The organism is Sphingopyxis soli (assembly GCF_018682675.1).
GTDB lineage: Bacteria > Pseudomonadota > Alphaproteobacteria > Sphingomonadales > Sphingomonadaceae > Sphingopyxis > Sphingopyxis soli.
The window spans coordinates 116473-133912 of sequence record NZ_JAFMTR010000042.1 but is presented as its reverse complement, the minus strand read 5'-3'; the positions used below and the strand labels follow the sequence as shown (position 1 = coordinate 133912).

Genomic DNA, 17440 nt, shown 5'->3' with positions numbered 1-17440 from the left:
CGGTCAATCGGCTAAGGTGAGCTGCTCGTAGCGATCGAGGTGATAGTCGGCGCTGCCGAACTGGCCCTCGATCATCGTCGCGCGCTTGAAATAATGGCCGATCGCGAGTTCCTGCGTGATGCCGATGCCACCGTGCGTCTGGACCGCATTCTGGCCGACGAACTTCGCGCCGCGGCTGACCTTCGACTTGGCGGCGGAGACCGCAGCCTTGCGTTCGGCGGCGGGCAGATCGAGCTTCAGCGTGCCCATGATCGTCATCGAGCGCGCCTGCTCGACCTCCATGAACATGTCGACCATGCGGTGCTGGAGCACCTGGAACTTCGCGATCGGTACGCCGAACTGCTTGCGCTGCTGCGTATATTCCAGCGTCCCTTCGTGCAGCTTCTGCATCACCCCGGTGGCCTCGGCACAGACCGCGATCGTCGCTTCGTCGACGATCTGTTCGATCAGCGGCAGTGCGGCACCTTCGCCGCCGAGCAGCGCGTCCGCGGGCATCGCGACATTCTCGAAATAGATTTCCGACGCGCGGCTGCCGTCGACGGTCGGGTAATCGCGGCGGACGATGCCGGGCAGGTTCGCGTCGATCAGGAACAGCGACACCCCGTCGCGGTCGCGCTGGCCGCCGCCGGTGCGCGCGGTGACGAGCAGATGGGTTGCCCAGGGCGCCGCATAAACGACGCTCTTGTGCCCGCTCAATAGATAGCCCGCGCCGTCCTTCTTCGCGGTCGTGCGAAGGTTGGCGAGGTCGTAGCGACCTTGCGGCTCGGCATAGGCGAAGGCGACGATGACGTTACCCGCGATGATCTCGGGGATGAACTTGTCGGCCTGCGCTCCGCCGACGGCCTTCAACGCGCCGCCTGCGATGACGACGGTGGGCAGATAGGGTTCGATGCCCAGCACCTTCCCGAGCTCTTCCATGACGATCGCATTTTCAAGCGCACCGCCGCCAAGCCCGCCATGCTCTTCGGCAAAGGCGGCGCCCAGCATACCGAGTTCCTGCGCCAGCGCGGTCCAGATCGCGGGATCGCGGCCCGTGTCGCTGTTGATGAACTTCTGGCGCGTTTCGAAATCATAGGTGTCGGCCAGGAAGCGCGACAGCGTATCGCGGATCATGTCCTGCGTTTCGGTGTAAGTGAAATCCATTATCCCAGTCCTCAATTTCATCGTCATCGCGGCGAAAGCCGGGATCTCACCGTCGCTTTATGCAGAGAGGTCGAGATCCCGGCCTTCGCCAGAATGACGTCAATTATGCGCTCAGAGCCCGAGCACCATCTTCGCGATGATGTTGCGCTGAATCTCGTTCGACCCGCCATAGATCGTCGTCTTGCGCGTGTTGAAATAGGTCGGCGCGGCGCGATGCGCATAATCGGGCCCGATCGGATGCTCGTTGTCGCCCTCGCCGAAACCGCGGAAATAGGGCGCTCCATAATGGCCGACCGCCTCCAGCGTGAGCTCGGTCAGACGCTGCTGGATTTCCGATCCCTTGATCTTGAGCAGGCTCGATTCGGGCCCCGGCCCCTTGCCCGCATTCGCACCGGCGAGGCTGCGAAGCTCGGTGAATTCGAGCGCGGTCAGGTCGACCTCGAGTTCCGCGATCTTGCGTTTGAAGAAGGGGTTCGCAAGCAGCGGCTTGTCGCCGTCGAGCTCGGTGCGCGCGATCGCCTTCACCTTCTCGACCCCGCGCTTCGACGCCGCGACGCCCGCGATGCCCGTGCGTTCGTGCGCGAGCAGGAACTTGGCGCAGGTCCAGCCCTTGTTTTCCTCATAGACGCGCTGCTCGACGGGGACGCGGACGTCCTCCAGCCACACTTCATTGACTTCATGCTCGCCGCCGAGGGTGATGATCGGCCGCACGGTGATGCCCGGCGACTTCATATCGATCAGCAGGAAGCTGATGCCTTCCTGCTGCTTCGCATCCTTGTCGGTGCGGACGAGGAAGAAGCCCCAGTCGGCGTGCTGCGCGAGCGTGGTCCAGGTCTTTTGCCCGTTGACGACATAATGGTCGCCGTCGCGGACTGCGGTCGTGCGAAGGCTGGCGAGGTCGGAGCCCGAGCCAGGTTCGGAATAGCCCTGACACCACCAATCCTCGCCCGACAGGATGCGCGGCAGGAAAAAGGCCCTTTGTTCGGGGGTGCCGAACGTGTAGATCACCGGCCCGACCATCGCGAGGCCGAAGGGCAGCAGGCGGATACAATCGGCGCGCGCGGTTTCCTCCGACCAGATGAAACGCTGCGTCGGGGTCCACCCCGTCCCGCCATATTCGACCGGCCATGCCGGGGCGACCCAGCCCTTCTTGTACAGGATCTTGTGCCAGGCGAGGAAATCTTCCTTCGCCATCTCTTCGCCTTCATCCTGCTTTGCGCGCAGATCGGCGGGATAATTTTCGGCGATGAACTCGCGCACTTCCCTCTGGAAAGCGAGATCTTCCGGGCTGAATTCCATGTCCATTATGATTCTCCCAAGGGCACTGGCGCCCTTATAGAAGGCGCTCACGTTTACGTAAAGGTAAGTTGCGGGCGGCAACCCTTTCGGGCAGACTGCGCCGGGTCGCGTCGCTTGTCCAGCGGCGCCCCATAAGAAAATCATATTCGGGAGGGGACGATGACGAAGGGATTGCGCGCGCTGACGGGGTTGTTTGTGTTGATCGCCCTGGTGGGCGGGGCCGCCCTGCTATTCCAGCGCCAGATCGGGATGTGGATGTTCGATCGTGCGGTCGAGCGCGGTGCGGGCCGCGACAATCTGGCGAGCCTGCCCGACGGCCTCCATGTCGGTCTTTGCGGAACCGGATCGCCGCTCCCCAACCGCGACCGTGCAGGCGCCTGCACCGTGGTGATCGCCGGCAAGGCCATGTTCGTCGTCGATGCCGGCGAAGGCGGTGCGCGCAACATCGCGCTGATGGGGCTTCCCAACGCCAGAATTCGCGGCCTTTTCCTGACGCATTTTCATTCGGACCATATCGACGGGCTGGGGCCGATGATGCTGCTCCGCTGGACGGCAAGCGGCAACGCCGTGCCCCTTCCCGTCTATGGCCCGAGCGGGGTCGAGGCGGTCATAGCCGGTTTTGGCGCCGCCTATGCCGCCGACAATGGATATCGCACGGCGCATCACGGCGCCGCGATCGCACCGCCGGCAGCCGCCGGGGCGATCGCGATGCCTTTTGCTCCCCCGACCGGCCCGGAGGTGGTTTATGAAGCCGACGGATTGAAGGTGACCGCCTTTCCGGTCGATCATCGCCCGGTCCAGCCCGCGGTTGGATATCGCTTCGACTATAAGGGACGGAGCGTAGTGATCAGCGGCGACACCGGTCCGTCGACGATGGTCGAAACCGTGGCCAAGGGCGCCGACCTGCTCGTCCACGAAGCGCTTCAACCCGAAATGGTCAAGGCGCTGGCCGCGAAGCTGAAGGCCGCAGGGCGTCCGCAGACCGCGCAGATCATGCACGATATCATCGACTATCACGCGACCCCGGCGCAGGCGGCGGCGAGCGCGAAGACTGCCGGTGTGAAGATGCTGGTGCTGAGCCACATCGTACCGCCCTACCCTCTGCGTTATCTCGACGCGGCATTTCTGGGTGATGCGAAAGACAAATTCGCCGGGCCGGTCATCGTTGGCGAGGATGGAGATTATTATTCCATGCCCGTCGGCACCAAGGATATCCGGCGCGGAAACTGGTTCTAGGCTCGGGTCACGGCGATCATCGCGCCTTCGCTGGCATAGGCGCTGCGACGCTCGGCGATTGCCAGCATCACCGGAACGGCGTCGCCCTCGCGTGTAATCAGCGCAGAGGCCAGCCGTGTTGGCAGGCCGGTGCGGAACACCGTCTCCAGCGCTTCGCCAAAGCTGGCGCGCTCCTTCATCGCGACGAGCGCGGAGAAGCGGACGCGCCGGATCGCGGCCGGGTCGACCCCGACCCATGCGGTCAGCGCGTCATTCGCATCTTCGACCGCCTCGCGCACGGAAATCGCGGCATAGCCGATATCGCCATGCGCCCCGATAGCGTCGGCCAGCGCCCGCCGCGCATCATTCTCCGACAGTTCGGCCATGGCGGCGCTGACGTCACGCAGCAACAGCGCCCCGCCGACGGGGATCGGGACCAACTCGGCATGCACCCATCGACGCGGGTCGAGCAGCCCCGGCACATCACCTGAAAAACGCTCGCGATGGTCGAGCAGCCGGTGGATATGCGCGAGCAGCAGGTGGCGGCCGAATTGGGGCAGCGCCTCGACGAGGTTGCGGCCGATCATGTCGGCAACAGCGATAGCGAACATGTCCGAGGCGGCGGGGTTGGCGGCCATGATCCGCCTTTCCCGATCGATGACCAGAATTCCGTCGTGGATCGATTCGACCAGATCGGCCAAAGATGCGCGCAAGTCCATGCCCGCCGCGCCGGTGTGGCCCAGTCGCCGATAATCGTCGAGCGAGATCAGCACATGGGCGTCCTTGCCGTGGTGCGTCACCACCACCGGTTTGCGTGCCGCCTGCAATCGCCAGTTCGCGAAGCCCCGGATGAAGTTCGCCGCCGAAACACGCTGGGGTTCCTGAGTTGCCGCCATTCACGCCTCCCGGGCCCATTCTAGCCCTGCGACCGGTGATGTGGCGCCGATTTCGGTCCGAATAGCTGAGGAACTCGTCCTGTTATGTCCGGTTCGGTGGCGATCCCGATCGCGCGTCAGACCAGCTTGGCCTTGCTGCAACGAAGCGCGTTCACGCGGGCGTCGGCTTCGCCGATATGGACGCCGAGCATCCCGGTGACGCTCTCCAAAACCCCGTCGAGCACTGGCGCCGCTAGACCGACGGCATCGCCTACCGCTGTGGTCAGCGCCCTGGAATTCAGGCCAAGGCCGAGAATATTGACTTTGAGGTCCATGCGATCGGCGAGCGACTTGGCGGCGCCAGCGACGAGGCCGGTGCTTTCCACCGTCTTGACTGTCCCGCGATCGATATCGTCGCGCGAAAAGCCGGCCGGTTTGGGACTGAGACCGGAAAGGACGAGTTCGGCCTTACCCTCGACGCTGGCAAGCGGCAGCTTGAGCAGCTTTGCAGGAGCCGGATCGATCGGGCGCTGCATGTTCTGGAAGTCGGCGGCGGCGACCTTTCCGAGCGCCAGGGTCGCGGGCGAAGTCGTGACGCCAAGGCGGACGGCGTTGCTGCTGCCGCGCGTGCAGTCGATGGCGGTTATCCGCGCCGACGCCGATCCAAGTTCGGCGAAGACGGGGATTTCGACCGTGGCCAGCGGCGTCGCAACTTTCGTATCCATCTTGATCCGCACCTGCGCGGTGCGAACGATGACCTGTTGATTGTCGGTAACCGCGATCAGCGGCGACTGCGCGGGGGGCTCGCCAATCAGGAGCGCGACATCGACTCCCGACCCGCCCGGCAAGCTGGAGGCGAGCGACAGGTCGACCTGGCGGTTGGCGTTGGCAAGCAGCAGCATCGAGCGGAGCAGGCCGAGCGCGTTGACCTTCACCGGATTGGCCGGATCGACGCGGATACTCGACGAGCGCGGCCCAAGGTCGATCGCGCGCGACGGGAGCAGGCTGCGCGGAAGCGCACTGTCGGCGATCGTGCCGAGCGCCGACGCGACCTTTGCATCCGTGCTCGATTTCGAAAGCGCCGAAAGCACCTGCGGCAGCGTCGCCTGCGTGTTCAGCGTCTGGCCGAAGGTCAGAACATCGGCATCGAGTTCGGTTCTGAGCGCGTCGGAAAAAGCAAGCAGGTCGATATCGGCGCTCGCGAGCGCGTTATAGTCCATGACCGACAGATTGACCTGGCTGCCCGTCAGCGCCGACAGCAATGCGTTGGGGACGCCGCCGTGGACCGCGGCGACGCGCGATCCCAGCGAGAAGGCCGCATATCCCCGCCGGGCGCCGGTTGCCGAGGCGCCGATGACCGTGCTCTGCCGCCCGGTCAGGAAGCTGCCGAAAAACATCGGGCGGTCGCGCGTCAGGACGATGCGCACGGCGTTCGGCGTCGCCCCGCCCGCGCTGAAACGCTGCTCGGCGGGAATCGCGGCGTCGGGGCGATAGGTGCCGGCCTCGAGCGAGGCGATGACGATGTTGCAATTGCAGTTGGCGGCGATAACGCGCTCCGCCGCCGCGCGCTCCTCCCCGGGCTTGCCAGCCGCGGCGAGCGCAGCCGCATCGGCGATGCCCTGAAGCTTGCGGCGATCGAGCTGGAAGGAGCCGATGTCGACTGCCAGCGCCGCCGCGCCGATCAGCATCGTCAGCGCGGCGGCCGATGTCACGCCGATACCGCCGCGGCGGTCGGCGACAAGATTTGTGAACAGGTGCATGGTCAATCCACCGGCAGTTCGAAGGTCGCGCGGGCGCGGATCACATGGCCTGGCGACGGGACGAAGGAAGAGCGGAGAAAGCTGGTCTGCGGCGCGGTGTAAGTAACGGCGACGGTCACGGCGTCGGTCGTTTCTGCGACAGATACGTTGCGGCGGGCGACCGCATAACCGCCAACGCCCTGCATACTGCGGTCGACCGCGCGCGTGGCGATGGCGCGCCGGTCGGCGGCGTCGAGCCCGACGATCGCCGCGCGGGCTCCGTCATTGGCGGCCTGCTGCACGCTGTGCGCGAGCATGAAATATTGGCCATAGACCAATATGCCCATCATCAGCGCAAGAAAGAGCGGCAGCACGAGCGCCATCTCGACGATCGCGGCCGCCCGCTCGCTGCGGACCAGTCGGGCGGGCAGCGAGCGGGCAAGCCGCAGGGGTAAGGTCGGTCGGGTCATGCGGCACAGCATGGCGTCGCCCGATGAATCCTGCGTCTCGGCGCGCCCGCCGTAATGTTCCGTACTTTATGTATTTTCGAGCGGACCAATCGCCCGCAAATCCGCCACCGTCGCTGAACCGTTAACGGCGCGGCGGCGGCGCAAAACGAAAAATCCGATTATTCGGCGGCTTCGGCTTCCAGCTTGTCCTGTGTGCGCAGGTCAAAGTCGGACGCGTCATGGCGTTCGCGAAGCTGGCTCGACGGTTCGCCGATCACGCGGTTGACCATGCGTCCACGCTTCACCGCCGGGCGCGCGGCAATCTGGTCGGTCCAGCGCTGGACATTCTTATACTCCTGCACCTGCAGAAATTCGCCGGCATCGTAAACCAACCCCTTCGCGAGCGCGCCGTACCAGGGCCAGATTGCCATGTCGGCGATCGTATAGCCGGCGCCCGCGATATATTCGTTCTCGGCCAGGCGCCGGTCGAGCACGTCGAGCTGGCGCTTCACCTCCATCGCATAGCGGTTGATCGGATATTCCTGCTTCGTCGGGGCGTAGGCATAGAAATGACCGAAACCGCCGCCGAGGAACGGCGCGCTGCCCATCTGCCACATCAGCCACGACAGCGTCTCGGCGCGCTTCGCAGGCTCGGTTGGCAGGAACGCACCGAATTTTTCGGCGAGATAGATCAGGATCGCTCCCGATTCGAAGACGCGGATCGGCTCCGCGCCGCTGCGATCGACGAGCGCGGGGATTTTGCTATTCGGATTGGCGTCGACGAAGCCGCTCGAAAACTGGTCGCCTTCGCCGATGTTGATCAGCCAGGCGTCATATTCGGCGCCGCTATGGCCGGCTGCGAGCAGTTCCTCGAGCAGCACCGTGACCTTCACGCCGTTGGGCGTGCCGAGCGAATAGAGCTGGAGCGGATGTTTGCCGATCGGCAGATCCTTGTCGTGCGTCGGGCCGGCGATCGGGCGGTTGATGTTCGCAAACCGCCCGCCGCTGTCCTTGTCCCAGGTCCAGATTTTCGGCGGCACATATTCACTCTGGTCGGTCATCGGGAAGCTCCTGCTCTTGATTTTGTACTGATCGGTACTTAATCGTCCCGGGCGCAATCGTCCAGCGTCGGCCGCTCAAATAATGCTTTGCGCCCGCAAAGCGGAAATCGCGTCGGGACTGTAACCGATCTCGGCGAGTATCATATCGCTGTGCTCGCCGACGCGCGGGGCGCGTGCGGGATCGGCCTTGGCGCTTCCCGACAGATCTATCGGCGCCCGGATCATCGGAATGTCCCGGGCTGCGCCGGGATAGGAAACCGGCTCGACGAGCGCCATCGCCCTGACCTGCGGCTGCGCCAGCACCTCGCTGGACCGCAACACGGGCGCTGCGGGCACGCGCGCGGCGCCAAGCTCCGCGATTGCGTCGCTGCTGGTGCGGTCGATGCACCATTGCTGCATGATGACGCTCAGCTCCTCGCCATTGTCGCCGCGCAGAATATCGCTGGCGTAGCGCGGGTCATCGACCAGTTCGGGCCGACCCATCAGCCCGGCCCATCGCGCGAAGATGCTACCGCCGACAATCTGGGTGACGATCCAGCCATCGCGGGTGCGGAATATGTCGGTCGGCCCCGAACTGAAGCTGCGATTGCCGATCGGCTGCCGTTCGATGCCGTTCAGCGCATGGTCGATCGTCAGCGAATTGGTCATCGCAAGCGCGGTGCCGAGCAGTGACCCGGACACGCACTGCCCCTTCCCCGTCGTCTCGCGTTCGCGCAGTGCAACCATAACGCCGAACGCGGTGTGGAGCGCGGTGCCGAAATCGACGAAATTGACCTGCGCGCGATAAGGCTGGTCGGGCGTGCCGGTCAGATGCACCGACCCCGACATCGCCTGCCCAACCGCATCGAAACCGACATTTTTTGCGAGCGGCCCGTCGCTACCGAATGCCGATGCGGTCGCGAGGATGATGCGCGGATTGATCGCCGACAGGCTGTCATAGTCGAGGCCGAGCTTGACGAGCGCATCGTGCGGCAGGTTGGCGACGACGACATCGGCGGTTTCGACGAGCCGCCGGACGATCTCGCGGCCCTCGGGGCTTCCGGGCTTCAGGCTCAGGCACCGCTTGCCGCGGTTCATCTGCATGAACATCGCGCCAGATCCGTCCTCCGCGACCGGGACGGTGTAGCGATCGTCGTTGCCGCCGGGCGCCTCGATGCGGATGACGTCGGCACCATAATCGCCGAGCAATGCCGCGCAATACGGGCCCGCGATGTAGCGGCCGAAATCGAGTACCCTTATTCCCGTCAGCGGCACATCAGCTCTCCCGATTTTTCCATGTTTCGACCGCGCTAGCAGTCGCCCGTCGACCGTGCCAGTTCTTCGTTGAAACCAGTCCCTTGCATGTGGCGCGGCAAATCATATGGTCGCTGCAAATTTCAACAGGGGATAATTAAATGGCGCGCTTCGCACTCGCCTTCACGGCGGCATTGGCCTGCTCGACTTCGGCATGGGCGCAGGCTGCTCCCGCCGATGCCCAGCCCGAAAAGTGGGACGTCAACGCCCCTCCCGGCATGACGACGCACAAGGTGCCGATCGCGGTCGACGAGGGCAGCTGGATGAACGTCGACGTTGCGCCCGACGGGCGCACCATTGCCTTCGACCTGCTCGGCGACATCTATACCATGCCGATCGAGGGGGGCACGCCGACGCGGATCGCCGAAGGGCTTGCCTATGAGCATCAGCCGCGTTTCTCGCCCGACGGCAAGCGTATCGCCTTCGTCTCGGACCGCGGCGGCGGCGACAATATCTGGCTGATGAACCGCGACGGCAGCGACAAGCGCCAGCTCAGCAAGGAAGAGTTCCGCCTGCTCAACCAGCCGAGCTGGAGCCCCGACGGGCAGTTCATCGTCGCGAAGAAGCATTTCACCACCGGTCGCTCGCTCGGCACCGGCGAGGTCTGGATGTATCACGTCTCGGGCGGCGCGGGCGTGCCGCTGGTCAAGAAACCCAGCGAACGTCATCAGAAGGAACTTGGCGAACCGACCTTCGCGCCCGACGGCAACGGGGTTTATTACACGCGCAACGTCACGCCGGGACCGATCTTCGAATATGCACAGGACAGCAACGGCGACCTGTTCCACATCGAGCGCTACGACCTGAACGATGGCGAGGTCACGACCGTGGCAGCTGGCCCCGGCGGCGCCGTGCGCCCCTCCCCGTCGCCCGATGGCAAGAAGCTCGCCTATGTCCGCCGCGAGGGAACGCAATCGAAGCTCTATGTGAAAGACCTCGCCTCGGGCGCCGAGAAGAAGCTCTATGACGCGCTCGACCAGGATGTGCAGGAGACCTGGGCGGTGACCGGCGTCTATCCGAATATGAGCTGGACACCCGACAGCCAGGACGTCGTCTTCTGGGCCGGAGGCAAGCTCCGCCGCGTGAGCAGCGCGGGCGGCGAGGCGCGGATCATCCCGTTCAGCATCAGCGACGACCGGGTCATCATCGATGCGACCCACCCGGCGGTCGAGGTCGCGCCCGACAGCTTCGAGACGAAAATGCCGCGCTGGGCCGAAGTGTCGCCCGATGGAAGCACCGTCGTCTTCGAAACGCTCGGCAAACTGTGGATCAAGCCTGCAGCCGGCGGAACCGCGCGACGCCTGACTGCCGCGAAGGACAATGCGTTCGAACTGTGGCCCAGCTGGTCGCACGACGGCAAATCTATTGTGTTCGTGCGCTGGACCGACGCCGGGCTTGGCGAAATCCACATCGTCGGACGGGGCGGCGGATCGTCGCGCAAGATCACGGCCAGCCCCGGCCACTATGCCGAGCCACGCTTCTCGCCCGACGGCAAGCTGATCGCGTTTGAAAAGCGCTCGGGCGGCGGCCTCCGGTCGGAACGCTGGGGCGAGAATCCCGGCATCTACCGTATCGCGGTAAGCGGCGGCGCGGCCGAACGCGTGAGCGACAACGGCGCGAAGCCACAGTTCGGCGCCGCCAGCGACCGCATCTTCATGATCGCGTCGGCCGACGGCAAGAATCAGCTTGTCTCGACCGATCTGCACGGGCAGGACAGGCGCGTCCACGCCAGCGGCGAACTCGTCAGCGACTATGAAGTGTCGCCCGATGGCCGCACCCTCGCCTTCCGGCAGAATTACGACGCCTATGTCACGCCGCTGATGCCGGGCGGACAGGATGTGTCGCTCGGGACCAAGAGCGGCGCGCTCCCGGTGACGCGCGTCAGCGGCAGCGGCGCCGACTATATCCACTGGTCGAACGGCGGCAGCCGCCTGCACTGGAGCCGCGGCGCAACGCTGTTCAGCGCCGATCTCGGCAGCTTCTTCGCCAACGCGCCGACCGACGACAAGGCGCCCGAATTCACGCCGCCGACCGACGGCGTGTCGCTCGCGATGACGCAGGCCGCATCAAAGCCGAAAGGCACCGTCGTCATCACCGGCGCAAAGATCGTCACCATGGCCGACAAGGACGGCGGCATCATCGACAACGGGCTGATCGTCATCGAGAACGACCGGATCGAGTTCGTCGGCTCTGCGGACACCGTCCGAGTGCAGGTGCCCGCGAACGCCGTAACGGTCGATGCGACCGGCAAGACGATCGTCCCCGGCTTCGTCGACGCTCATGCCCACGGACCGCATGGCGACGACGAGCTGGTGCCGCAGCATAACTGGTCGGAAATCGTCAACCTCGCGATGGGGACGACGACCAGCCACAACCCTTCGTCGCGCGCCTCGGAGATTTTCGTGTCGTCCGAAATGCAGCGTGCAGGGTTAATTCTCGCGCCGCGCATCTTCTCGACCGGCGAGATCATCTATGGGGCGAAGGCGGCTGGTATCTATGCCGAAATCAACAGTTATGAGGATGCGCTCGCGCATGTCCGCCGCCTGAAGGCGCAGGGTGCGCACAGCGTCAAGAATTACAACCAGCCGCGCCGCGAGCAGCGCCAGATGGTTGTGAAGGCGGCGCAGGCCGAAGGCATGGAGGTCGTGCCCGAGGGCGGCTCGCTCTACACGATGGACGTCACGCTCATTCAGGACGGCAATTCGACCGTCGAGCACAACATCCCGCTCCACACCTTCTACAAGGATCTGGTACAGCTCTGGGGTCAGACCAGGACCGACTACACGCCGACGCTTGTCGTGACCTATGGCGGACCTGCGGGCGACCCCTATTGGCGCGCCCACACCAATGTATGGGAGCAGCCGATCCTTTCGCGCCACGCGCCGCCTGCGGAACTCGCCGCGAACAACAAGCGCCGCGTGATCGCGCCCGAGGGCGACTATGTCGACGACGACAGTGCCCGCGAGGCGAAGAAAATCGCCGATACCGGCCGCATGGTCTCGATCGGGGCGCATGGCCAGCAGGCGGGGCTCGGCGCGCATTGGGAAATCTGGTCCTTCGTGCGCGGCGGCTGGAGCAATATCGATGCCTTGCGCGCCGCGACGATCATGCCGGCGACATCGCTGGGCTATGCAAAGGATGTTGGCTCTCTCGAGGTCGGCAAGCTCGCCGATCTGCTGATTCTCGACGCCGATCCGACGCAGGACATCCGCAATACCGAGAAAATCCATCGCGTCATGCTCGGCGGACGGCTCTACGATCCGCTGACGATGGACGAGGTCGGCACAGGGACACGCAAGCGGCAGCCCTATTGGTGGGAGGCCGATAAACCCTGATACATTGCGGACGCAGATGGCGGCCGACGATTTTGTGACGAGAGGGTTGCAAGACTCGGCGGCCGCCGCTAGGGGCGTCTCCTCTCAGCGAGGAGAGTTGGCTGAGTGGTCGAAAGCGTCGCACTCGAAATGCGAAGTGCCGGCAACGGTACCGAGGGTTCGAATCCCTCACTCTCCTCCATTTCCTTCCCTTAGTGGATTGAAAACGCTGGCGTTTCGACCCGCTGGTTCAAATCGTTCCCTCATTCGATACCACATAAGGATTTCTTGAAGTCCTGAGCGGCGTTTTGGCTCAGTGATCGTTCAGCGTGAGTCTGATATCAATTTTAGTGCAATTTTAGGGCCGCAGGCATATACCCCCCCGGCAGTGGGGCGCTATTAGCGCCCGGAGGAACCAGATGTATAATCCGGTAAAGGCAGCACAGGTTATCGCTTACCTTGCGTGCAAGGTTCCGAACCGGACACTTGATGTGCTGAAGGCGATCAAACTGGTTTACCTCGCCGACCGCGAAAGCATCACGACTTTTGGGGCGCCCATTTTGGATGAGCGCCGAGTCTCAATGCCGCACGGCCCGGTAAACTCTGTCACCTATTCGCACATCAACGGCGAACGTGACCTTGATGCCTGTGGCTGGTCTGCATTTCTGGAAGATCGAGCGAACCATCAGCTCGCCGTCAAAGCCGACGTGACCGACGACGATCTGGATGAACTGAGCGAAGCCGATATTCAGTGCCTCGATGCCGTGTGGGAAAAATTCGGCCATATGGGCAAGTGGGATATTGTGGATTGGACTCACCGGCGTGAAAACGTGCCTGAATGGGAAGACCCGCACGGCAGCTCAGAAACGATTCCTTTAGAGCGGATCATGTCGATGGTCGGTGTGGAGAATGCAGTGGCGCAATCGGCGATGATTGATGATCATGCCCGGATCGCTCACCTGATGGTCAAGCTAGCCTAAGTCGATGCATAAAAAGGGGACGGTACTTATTCCGTCGGGGCCATCGCACGATCCAAATCGCAAGCATTTGCACGTGGTTTGCACCGATCCCGACGCCAATGGCGAGCAGTTGATTGTCTCGATATGCACGAAGGTGAACAACCTTTGCGACCCAGCTTGTACCATTCAGCCGCACGAACACTCTTGGCTGACCAAAGAGTCCTATGTCTTTTACAGGAAGGCTCAAATCGTCCCTCAGGCTGCGCTGGCAAACGGTATCGCCGGAAACCATTTCACAGTGAAGGACGACATGAACGGCCAAACCTTCCTGCGAATTGCAAACGGCATATGCGCGTCCATCCAGACACCCCGAAAGATTAAGAAATATATAGGTTGCCCCTGACCCGTGATCGTGCGCGAATCCACGATCCAATCGACGGTGCGCGGCCATCTCAACGACTGGCAGTATCAGACAAGGCCGACGAGGGCGCAGACGGAACCGCCGACAAAGGCTGCAAGCGCTAATAAAGCCGACCCGACCCCAACCCTGAGAAAGATGGTGCCCCAGCGCTCCGCTGGCTCCTCGTCTTCTCGCAGATCTAGCGCAGCCATCGCGGAGCGCGAGTTGATGGCCTGCTGGTACACGGCGGTCATATAATTCGCCTGGGAGTAAAATGCCCCAAAATATGCGAACATCGCTAGCCCAAGACCGGCCGCAAAAGCGGCGAACGACCGCTTGAGCCACAGGAGATCGAACGCCGCACGTTCATGGCCCAAGAACGTGAACAGCGCGATTATCGCTCCCCCATTGACGAGGACCAACGTCTTGAGCGCCGATTGCGCGAAATCGTGCTGGAACTGTAAACGCTGAGCGACCTCGGCCATATGACCTTCATAGTCACGACGGTTCGTATCGAAATATGGCGGAAGGCCAGCCTGTTCTCGCTCCATCACGCTCTCCTGTTTTATCAGGGGTAGCGCGGCTTGCGGCGAGGCGGCAAGAGCAGAAGCCTACTCCGCTAATTCCCACCCGCTCGGGATCGCTGGCGCAGACTGCGCTTCGGAGCGATCGAGCAGTCTTTCATGATAGCGATGCAGCGTTTCCGCGTAGGCCGTCGCATCGGCCGGCGTCGCGAAAGTACCGAAATTCTCGCCGGTACGCTCATAATGTCGGATCGCCTCGGCGTCCGACACGACGCGCCCACCGATGACGGTCGGAATCAGCACCTCGCCATCATCGGTCCCGATGGACATGGTGCGCACCGTCGATAGCGAACCATCCAAGTTCTGGACCCGGTCACGGATGCCGAGCGGGAGATTGCCCTTGATGATCGGCTGGACCTTGCTGCTGAACCGGGGTTCCCCCTTCTTGTAGCTCTCGGGGCGTGAATCCGGCACTGGCTCCCCGCCGAAGATATTTGCCTTCGCTGCCTTGGTGGCCTTCGCCATCGTCTTGCGAATTTCCTCAGCCTGATCGTCCGCCGACATGGCGCGATACTCCGGCGTCCCGAACAACTCCCCGAGCCAGCGACGCGCAATCGGGCCGCGCGTCTCAAGCAGCTTGTCATACTGCTGCGGCGTGAGGTCACCCTTTTGGGGAACGGAGATAGCCCCACCAGCGCGCAGAACTTCGCGCGTAATAGGATCGTTCTTCGCTGTTGAGGTCCAGATCGGCGAAACAATGTCAGGCCCGATACCGCCCTCGCCCGTGATCGGACGCCCCCAAATATCGCGCTTGGGCAAGAGGTCATCGGACAGGCCGGGAACGCGAGAACGGATGCGCGCGTCGCTGCGCTCGGCGTCGTTCCGGGGGGAGCGGACATGCTCAAGGCCTATATGCGGGCCAAGGGCGTCCGCATCCTGTCGAACGCGACGGAGCAGGGCAAATGAGCGCCCGTCGTACCGAACCCAGCGGCTGGACGACGCTCGTTTGCTGGATTGTCTGCCTCGCGGCCTCATGGTTCACGATCCAGACCGTCGATCTTGCCTTCCGTGTGCTGAAATGAGCGCGCTTACCATTCGGTTCGGTCGGGGGGTTTCGCAGCTCCCCGCCGACATCGCCCTTGCGCTCATCCCGTCGCTGCCGCGTCCGCACCTTGAGCGCCTTGTCCAAACCCTCATCGATCGCATGGACGAGGCCGACGGCGACACCGACCTAGAGCCCGAGGAAACCGACCACACGGGCGGCGAAGATGATTTCAGCGGCTCTCACCACGACGGCCCCGGTTGCCCAATCTCTGACCCGGGTAGCGGTTATGACGAGGACATCGAATATAACGGCGACGAGCTGGAGCGGGACGTGACCCCCGCGGGGTGGTTCGGATGAGCGCCGCCGTCGTGAAGCTGCCCACAGCAGCGTCGCACAAGGTCAAAAATGGCCGGTGGAAGGAGCAGCGCCGCGCGGGCAGCGCGCTTCGCAGGGAGCAGGGGCTGTTCGACTTCCCGCTGCACCACAACCGCGAGGCCGTCATAAAGGCCGAGAGGCTGGCGGATTTCATGGTGGAGAATTTGCCGATGCGAGCCGAATTGGCGGTCAGGCTGGGGCTTGTTCAAATCCTCGAACCCGAACAGGTTGCAGAACTTCGCGGGAACGTCGTTTCCAGCAATCAGGCCCTCACCCTGATAGAGCTGGCGCTGGCCGACCCACTGACACAGCATCTGATATGGACCGTGTTGCAGCGGCGGGGACTTGTATGAGCGCGGCCCTCGTCAAGCGCATCAACGCCTTTCTCCGAGAGGCGGACATGCCCCCGAGCGTCTTTGGCCGCATGGTGGTCCGCGATCCCCGTCTTGTTGATGACTTGCGGCGCGGCAGGGAGGCCGGTCGGTCGGTCACTCTTCGCTGTGACGACTTCATGCGGAATTGGCGGGCTGCCTACAAAGCCGGTCAGGTCCACAAGATCGGCGACCGGAGGCGCACCGTCTCGCTTGAGGAGCGCGCATTGCGGAATGCCAACGGCGATCCGCGGCAGGCTCTCGAATTGCTCCGTCGTGCGATTGAGGCCGTGCAGCCGAGGGCGGCAGCATGAACGCCCGACCACAGCGCAAAGGGCGGCCCGCGCTCACCCGCCATATCGACAGCAAGCCCATTCGCCTGATCGCCTGCAACGACGGCGAGGACGTGGGCGAAATCATCCTGCCAGCACAGAAGGGAGGCCAGCCGACGCGCTACAAGGTCAGTTGAAAGGTTGGGAATCCCAACCTTAAGCGGGCAGCGGGTTTCGGCTCGCTGCCCATTCTGCGTCGTCGGTCCACCGCCCCGAACTGGCACAGGCTAAAGTAATTTGGCCTTTAATTGATCGGGATCAATGTCTAGCGCTCCCGGACCCGGTAAGGCGTTCGGACACAGTGGCTTTTGCGACCCTAGCCACTGTGCCCAAACCTTCCTACTGCCCCCGCCGCGATCATGTTGGCGGGGGCGTTTTTATTGGTAAATCTGGCTGGCGGGGCCCCGCCTCGCGGAGTCGCACCCGCGAGACGAGGTTGACTATTTAACGGTTGGAGCGACGCGATGTTGCTACCCCTTCCGGGCTAGTCCGGGCTGGTCCGCCTTTCCAACCCGGCGCGACGCGAATCGCCGCGCAGAGCGCGATCACGATGATCGCAGCGTTCTCGATGGCGGCGTTCGCCGAAAGTCCGAGAAGCCTGATCCCTAGCAAGGCATCGACCTGATGCAGCGATGCCGACCGGACAGCGATGAAGGCGATCAGGCCGACACTGGCAAAAGCAGCGAGCCTGATCGGCAACCTGGCGGCGCGTTTCCGATAGAGCAACAATGCGCCAGCCGCCGCGGCGACGGCAAACATTCCTGCGATGGCGACCTCTTGGTAGCCCTGTCGGTCCCCGTATAGGGCGCTGTCGCGTATCGGTTCGCGGATCAGGTCGGCGAGCAACAGGTCGGCGGCCGTTGCCTTCGCGGCGCCGAGCAGCAGCATCAACAGGCATAACACCGCCCAGAACCGCGCGTTCCGCTGGTCGGACAGCGCCGCCATCCCGCACGCGATAAACGCCAGCACATAGTCGAGAACCGTGAGCCACCCCATATCGCCAACCCCGTTTCATTCCGAACCAGTTTGGCGCGATATCAGGCTTG

General features: G+C 63.6%; 18 protein-coding genes and 1 tRNA gene. 9 read left to right on the top strand and 10 right to left on the bottom strand.

What is annotated here, in order from left to right; all coding sequences use genetic code 11:
- Positions 1-3: 3 nt before the first annotated feature.
- Both J1N50_RS06250 and J1N50_RS06245 read right to left on the bottom strand, forming a co-directional pair.
- A complete protein-coding gene (locus tag J1N50_RS06250; protein ID WP_215351219.1) occupies positions 4-1143 on the bottom strand; it encodes an acyl-CoA dehydrogenase family protein in 1140 nt (379 codons plus the stop codon).
- A gap of 111 nt (positions 1144-1254) precedes the next feature.
- Entirely contained in the window at positions 1255-2448 is a 1194-nt protein-coding gene (locus tag J1N50_RS06245) for an acyl-CoA dehydrogenase family protein (protein WP_215351217.1), read from the bottom strand.
- Positions 2449-2601: 153 nt separating this feature from the next.
- Here J1N50_RS06245 and J1N50_RS06240 point away from each other — a divergent pair, with 153 nt between their 5' ends.
- Entirely contained in the window at positions 2602-3678 is a 1077-nt protein-coding gene (locus tag J1N50_RS06240; RefSeq protein WP_215351214.1) for an MBL fold metallo-hydrolase, read from the top strand.
- Here the strand turns inward: J1N50_RS06240 and J1N50_RS06235 are convergent.
- The 5 genes from J1N50_RS06235 to J1N50_RS06215 all read right to left on the bottom strand — a co-directional run bounded on the left by J1N50_RS06235 (position 3675) and on the right by J1N50_RS06215 (position 9035).
- A complete protein-coding gene (locus tag J1N50_RS06235; RefSeq protein WP_215351211.1) occupies positions 3675-4553 on the bottom strand; it encodes a PAS domain-containing protein in 879 nt (292 codons plus the stop codon). The two genes, J1N50_RS06240 and J1N50_RS06235, sit on opposite strands and share 4 nt — an antisense overlap.
- Before the next feature lie 116 nt (positions 4554-4669).
- Positions 4670-6292, bottom strand: coding sequence for a TadG family pilus assembly protein (locus tag J1N50_RS06230; RefSeq protein WP_215351208.1), 1623 nt, complete (start codon positions 6290-6292; stop codon positions 4670-4672).
- Positions 6293-6294: 2 nt separating this feature from the next.
- Positions 6295-6741 (bottom strand): TadE/TadG family type IV pilus assembly protein, encoded by a 447-nt coding sequence (locus tag J1N50_RS06225; RefSeq protein WP_215351205.1) that lies wholly within the window; start codon positions 6739-6741, stop codon positions 6295-6297.
- A 158-nt stretch (positions 6742-6899) separates the two neighbouring features.
- Positions 6900-7781 carry a glutathione-dependent disulfide-bond oxidoreductase gene (yghU, locus tag J1N50_RS06220; RefSeq protein WP_215351202.1) on the bottom strand — a complete coding sequence of 294 codons (882 nt, stop codon included), beginning with the start codon at positions 7779-7781 and terminating at the stop codon, positions 6900-6902.
- Between the two features lie 75 nt (positions 7782-7856).
- Positions 7857-9035, bottom strand: a complete 1179-nt coding sequence (locus J1N50_RS06215) for a CaiB/BaiF CoA transferase family protein (RefSeq protein WP_215351199.1) — start codon at positions 9033-9035, stop codon at positions 7857-7859.
- A 140-nt stretch (positions 9036-9175) separates the two neighbouring features.
- On the opposite strand from J1N50_RS06215, the gene J1N50_RS06210 reads away from it, so the two are divergent.
- The 4 genes from J1N50_RS06210 to J1N50_RS06195 all read left to right on the top strand — a co-directional run bounded on the left by J1N50_RS06210 (position 9176) and on the right by J1N50_RS06195 (position 13750).
- Positions 9176-12409, top strand: a complete 3234-nt coding sequence (locus J1N50_RS06210; protein ID WP_215351196.1) for an amidohydrolase family protein — start codon at positions 9176-9178, stop codon at positions 12407-12409.
- A gap of 91 nt (positions 12410-12500) precedes the next feature.
- Positions 12501-12590: transfer RNA gene (locus J1N50_RS06205), tRNA-Ser, on the top strand.
- A gap of 217 nt (positions 12591-12807) precedes the next feature.
- Positions 12808-13368 (top strand): Panacea domain-containing protein, encoded by a 561-nt coding sequence (locus tag J1N50_RS06200; RefSeq protein ID WP_215351192.1) that lies wholly within the window; start codon positions 12808-12810, stop codon positions 13366-13368.
- A gap of 4 nt (positions 13369-13372) precedes the next feature.
- Entirely contained in the window at positions 13373-13750 is a 378-nt protein-coding gene (locus tag J1N50_RS06195; protein ID WP_215351189.1) for a hypothetical protein, read from the top strand.
- Positions 13751-13815: 65 nt separating this feature from the next.
- On the opposite strand, the gene J1N50_RS06190 is transcribed toward J1N50_RS06195, so the two are convergent.
- Positions 13816-14298, bottom strand: coding sequence for a hypothetical protein (locus J1N50_RS06190; protein WP_215351186.1), 483 nt, complete (start codon positions 14296-14298; stop codon positions 13816-13818).
- Positions 14299-14358: 60 nt separating this feature from the next.
- Positions 14359-15090 carry a hypothetical protein gene (locus tag J1N50_RS06185; RefSeq protein ID WP_215351184.1) on the bottom strand — a complete coding sequence of 244 codons (732 nt, stop codon included), beginning with the start codon at positions 15088-15090 and terminating at the stop codon, positions 14359-14361.
- A gap of 259 nt (positions 15091-15349) precedes the next feature.
- Between J1N50_RS06185 and J1N50_RS06180 the strand changes: the two genes are divergently transcribed.
- Genes J1N50_RS06180 through J1N50_RS06165 form a run of 4 tightly spaced genes read left to right on the top strand, consistent with a single transcriptional unit; the run spans position 15350 to position 16531 of the window.
- Positions 15350-15673 (top strand): hypothetical protein, encoded by a 324-nt coding sequence (locus J1N50_RS06180; protein WP_215351180.1) that lies wholly within the window; start codon positions 15350-15352, stop codon positions 15671-15673.
- Entirely contained in the window at positions 15670-16044 is a 375-nt protein-coding gene (locus J1N50_RS06175; RefSeq protein ID WP_215351177.1) for a hypothetical protein, read from the top strand. Before J1N50_RS06180 ends, J1N50_RS06175 begins: the two co-directional genes overlap by 4 nt.
- Positions 16041-16376 (top strand): hypothetical protein, encoded by a 336-nt coding sequence (locus tag J1N50_RS06170; protein WP_215351323.1) that lies wholly within the window; start codon positions 16041-16043, stop codon positions 16374-16376. Before J1N50_RS06175 ends, J1N50_RS06170 begins: the two co-directional genes overlap by 4 nt.
- A complete protein-coding gene (locus J1N50_RS06165; protein ID WP_215351175.1) occupies positions 16373-16531 on the top strand; it encodes a hypothetical protein in 159 nt (52 codons plus the stop codon). The genes J1N50_RS06170 and J1N50_RS06165 overlap by 4 nt, the downstream gene beginning before the upstream one ends.
- Positions 16532-16838: 307 nt before the next feature.
- Here the strand turns inward: J1N50_RS06165 and J1N50_RS06160 are convergent, their stop codons facing one another.
- Positions 16839-17390 (bottom strand): hypothetical protein, encoded by a 552-nt coding sequence (locus J1N50_RS06160; protein WP_215351172.1) that lies wholly within the window; start codon positions 17388-17390, stop codon positions 16839-16841.
- Positions 17391-17440: the final 50 nt, after the last annotated feature.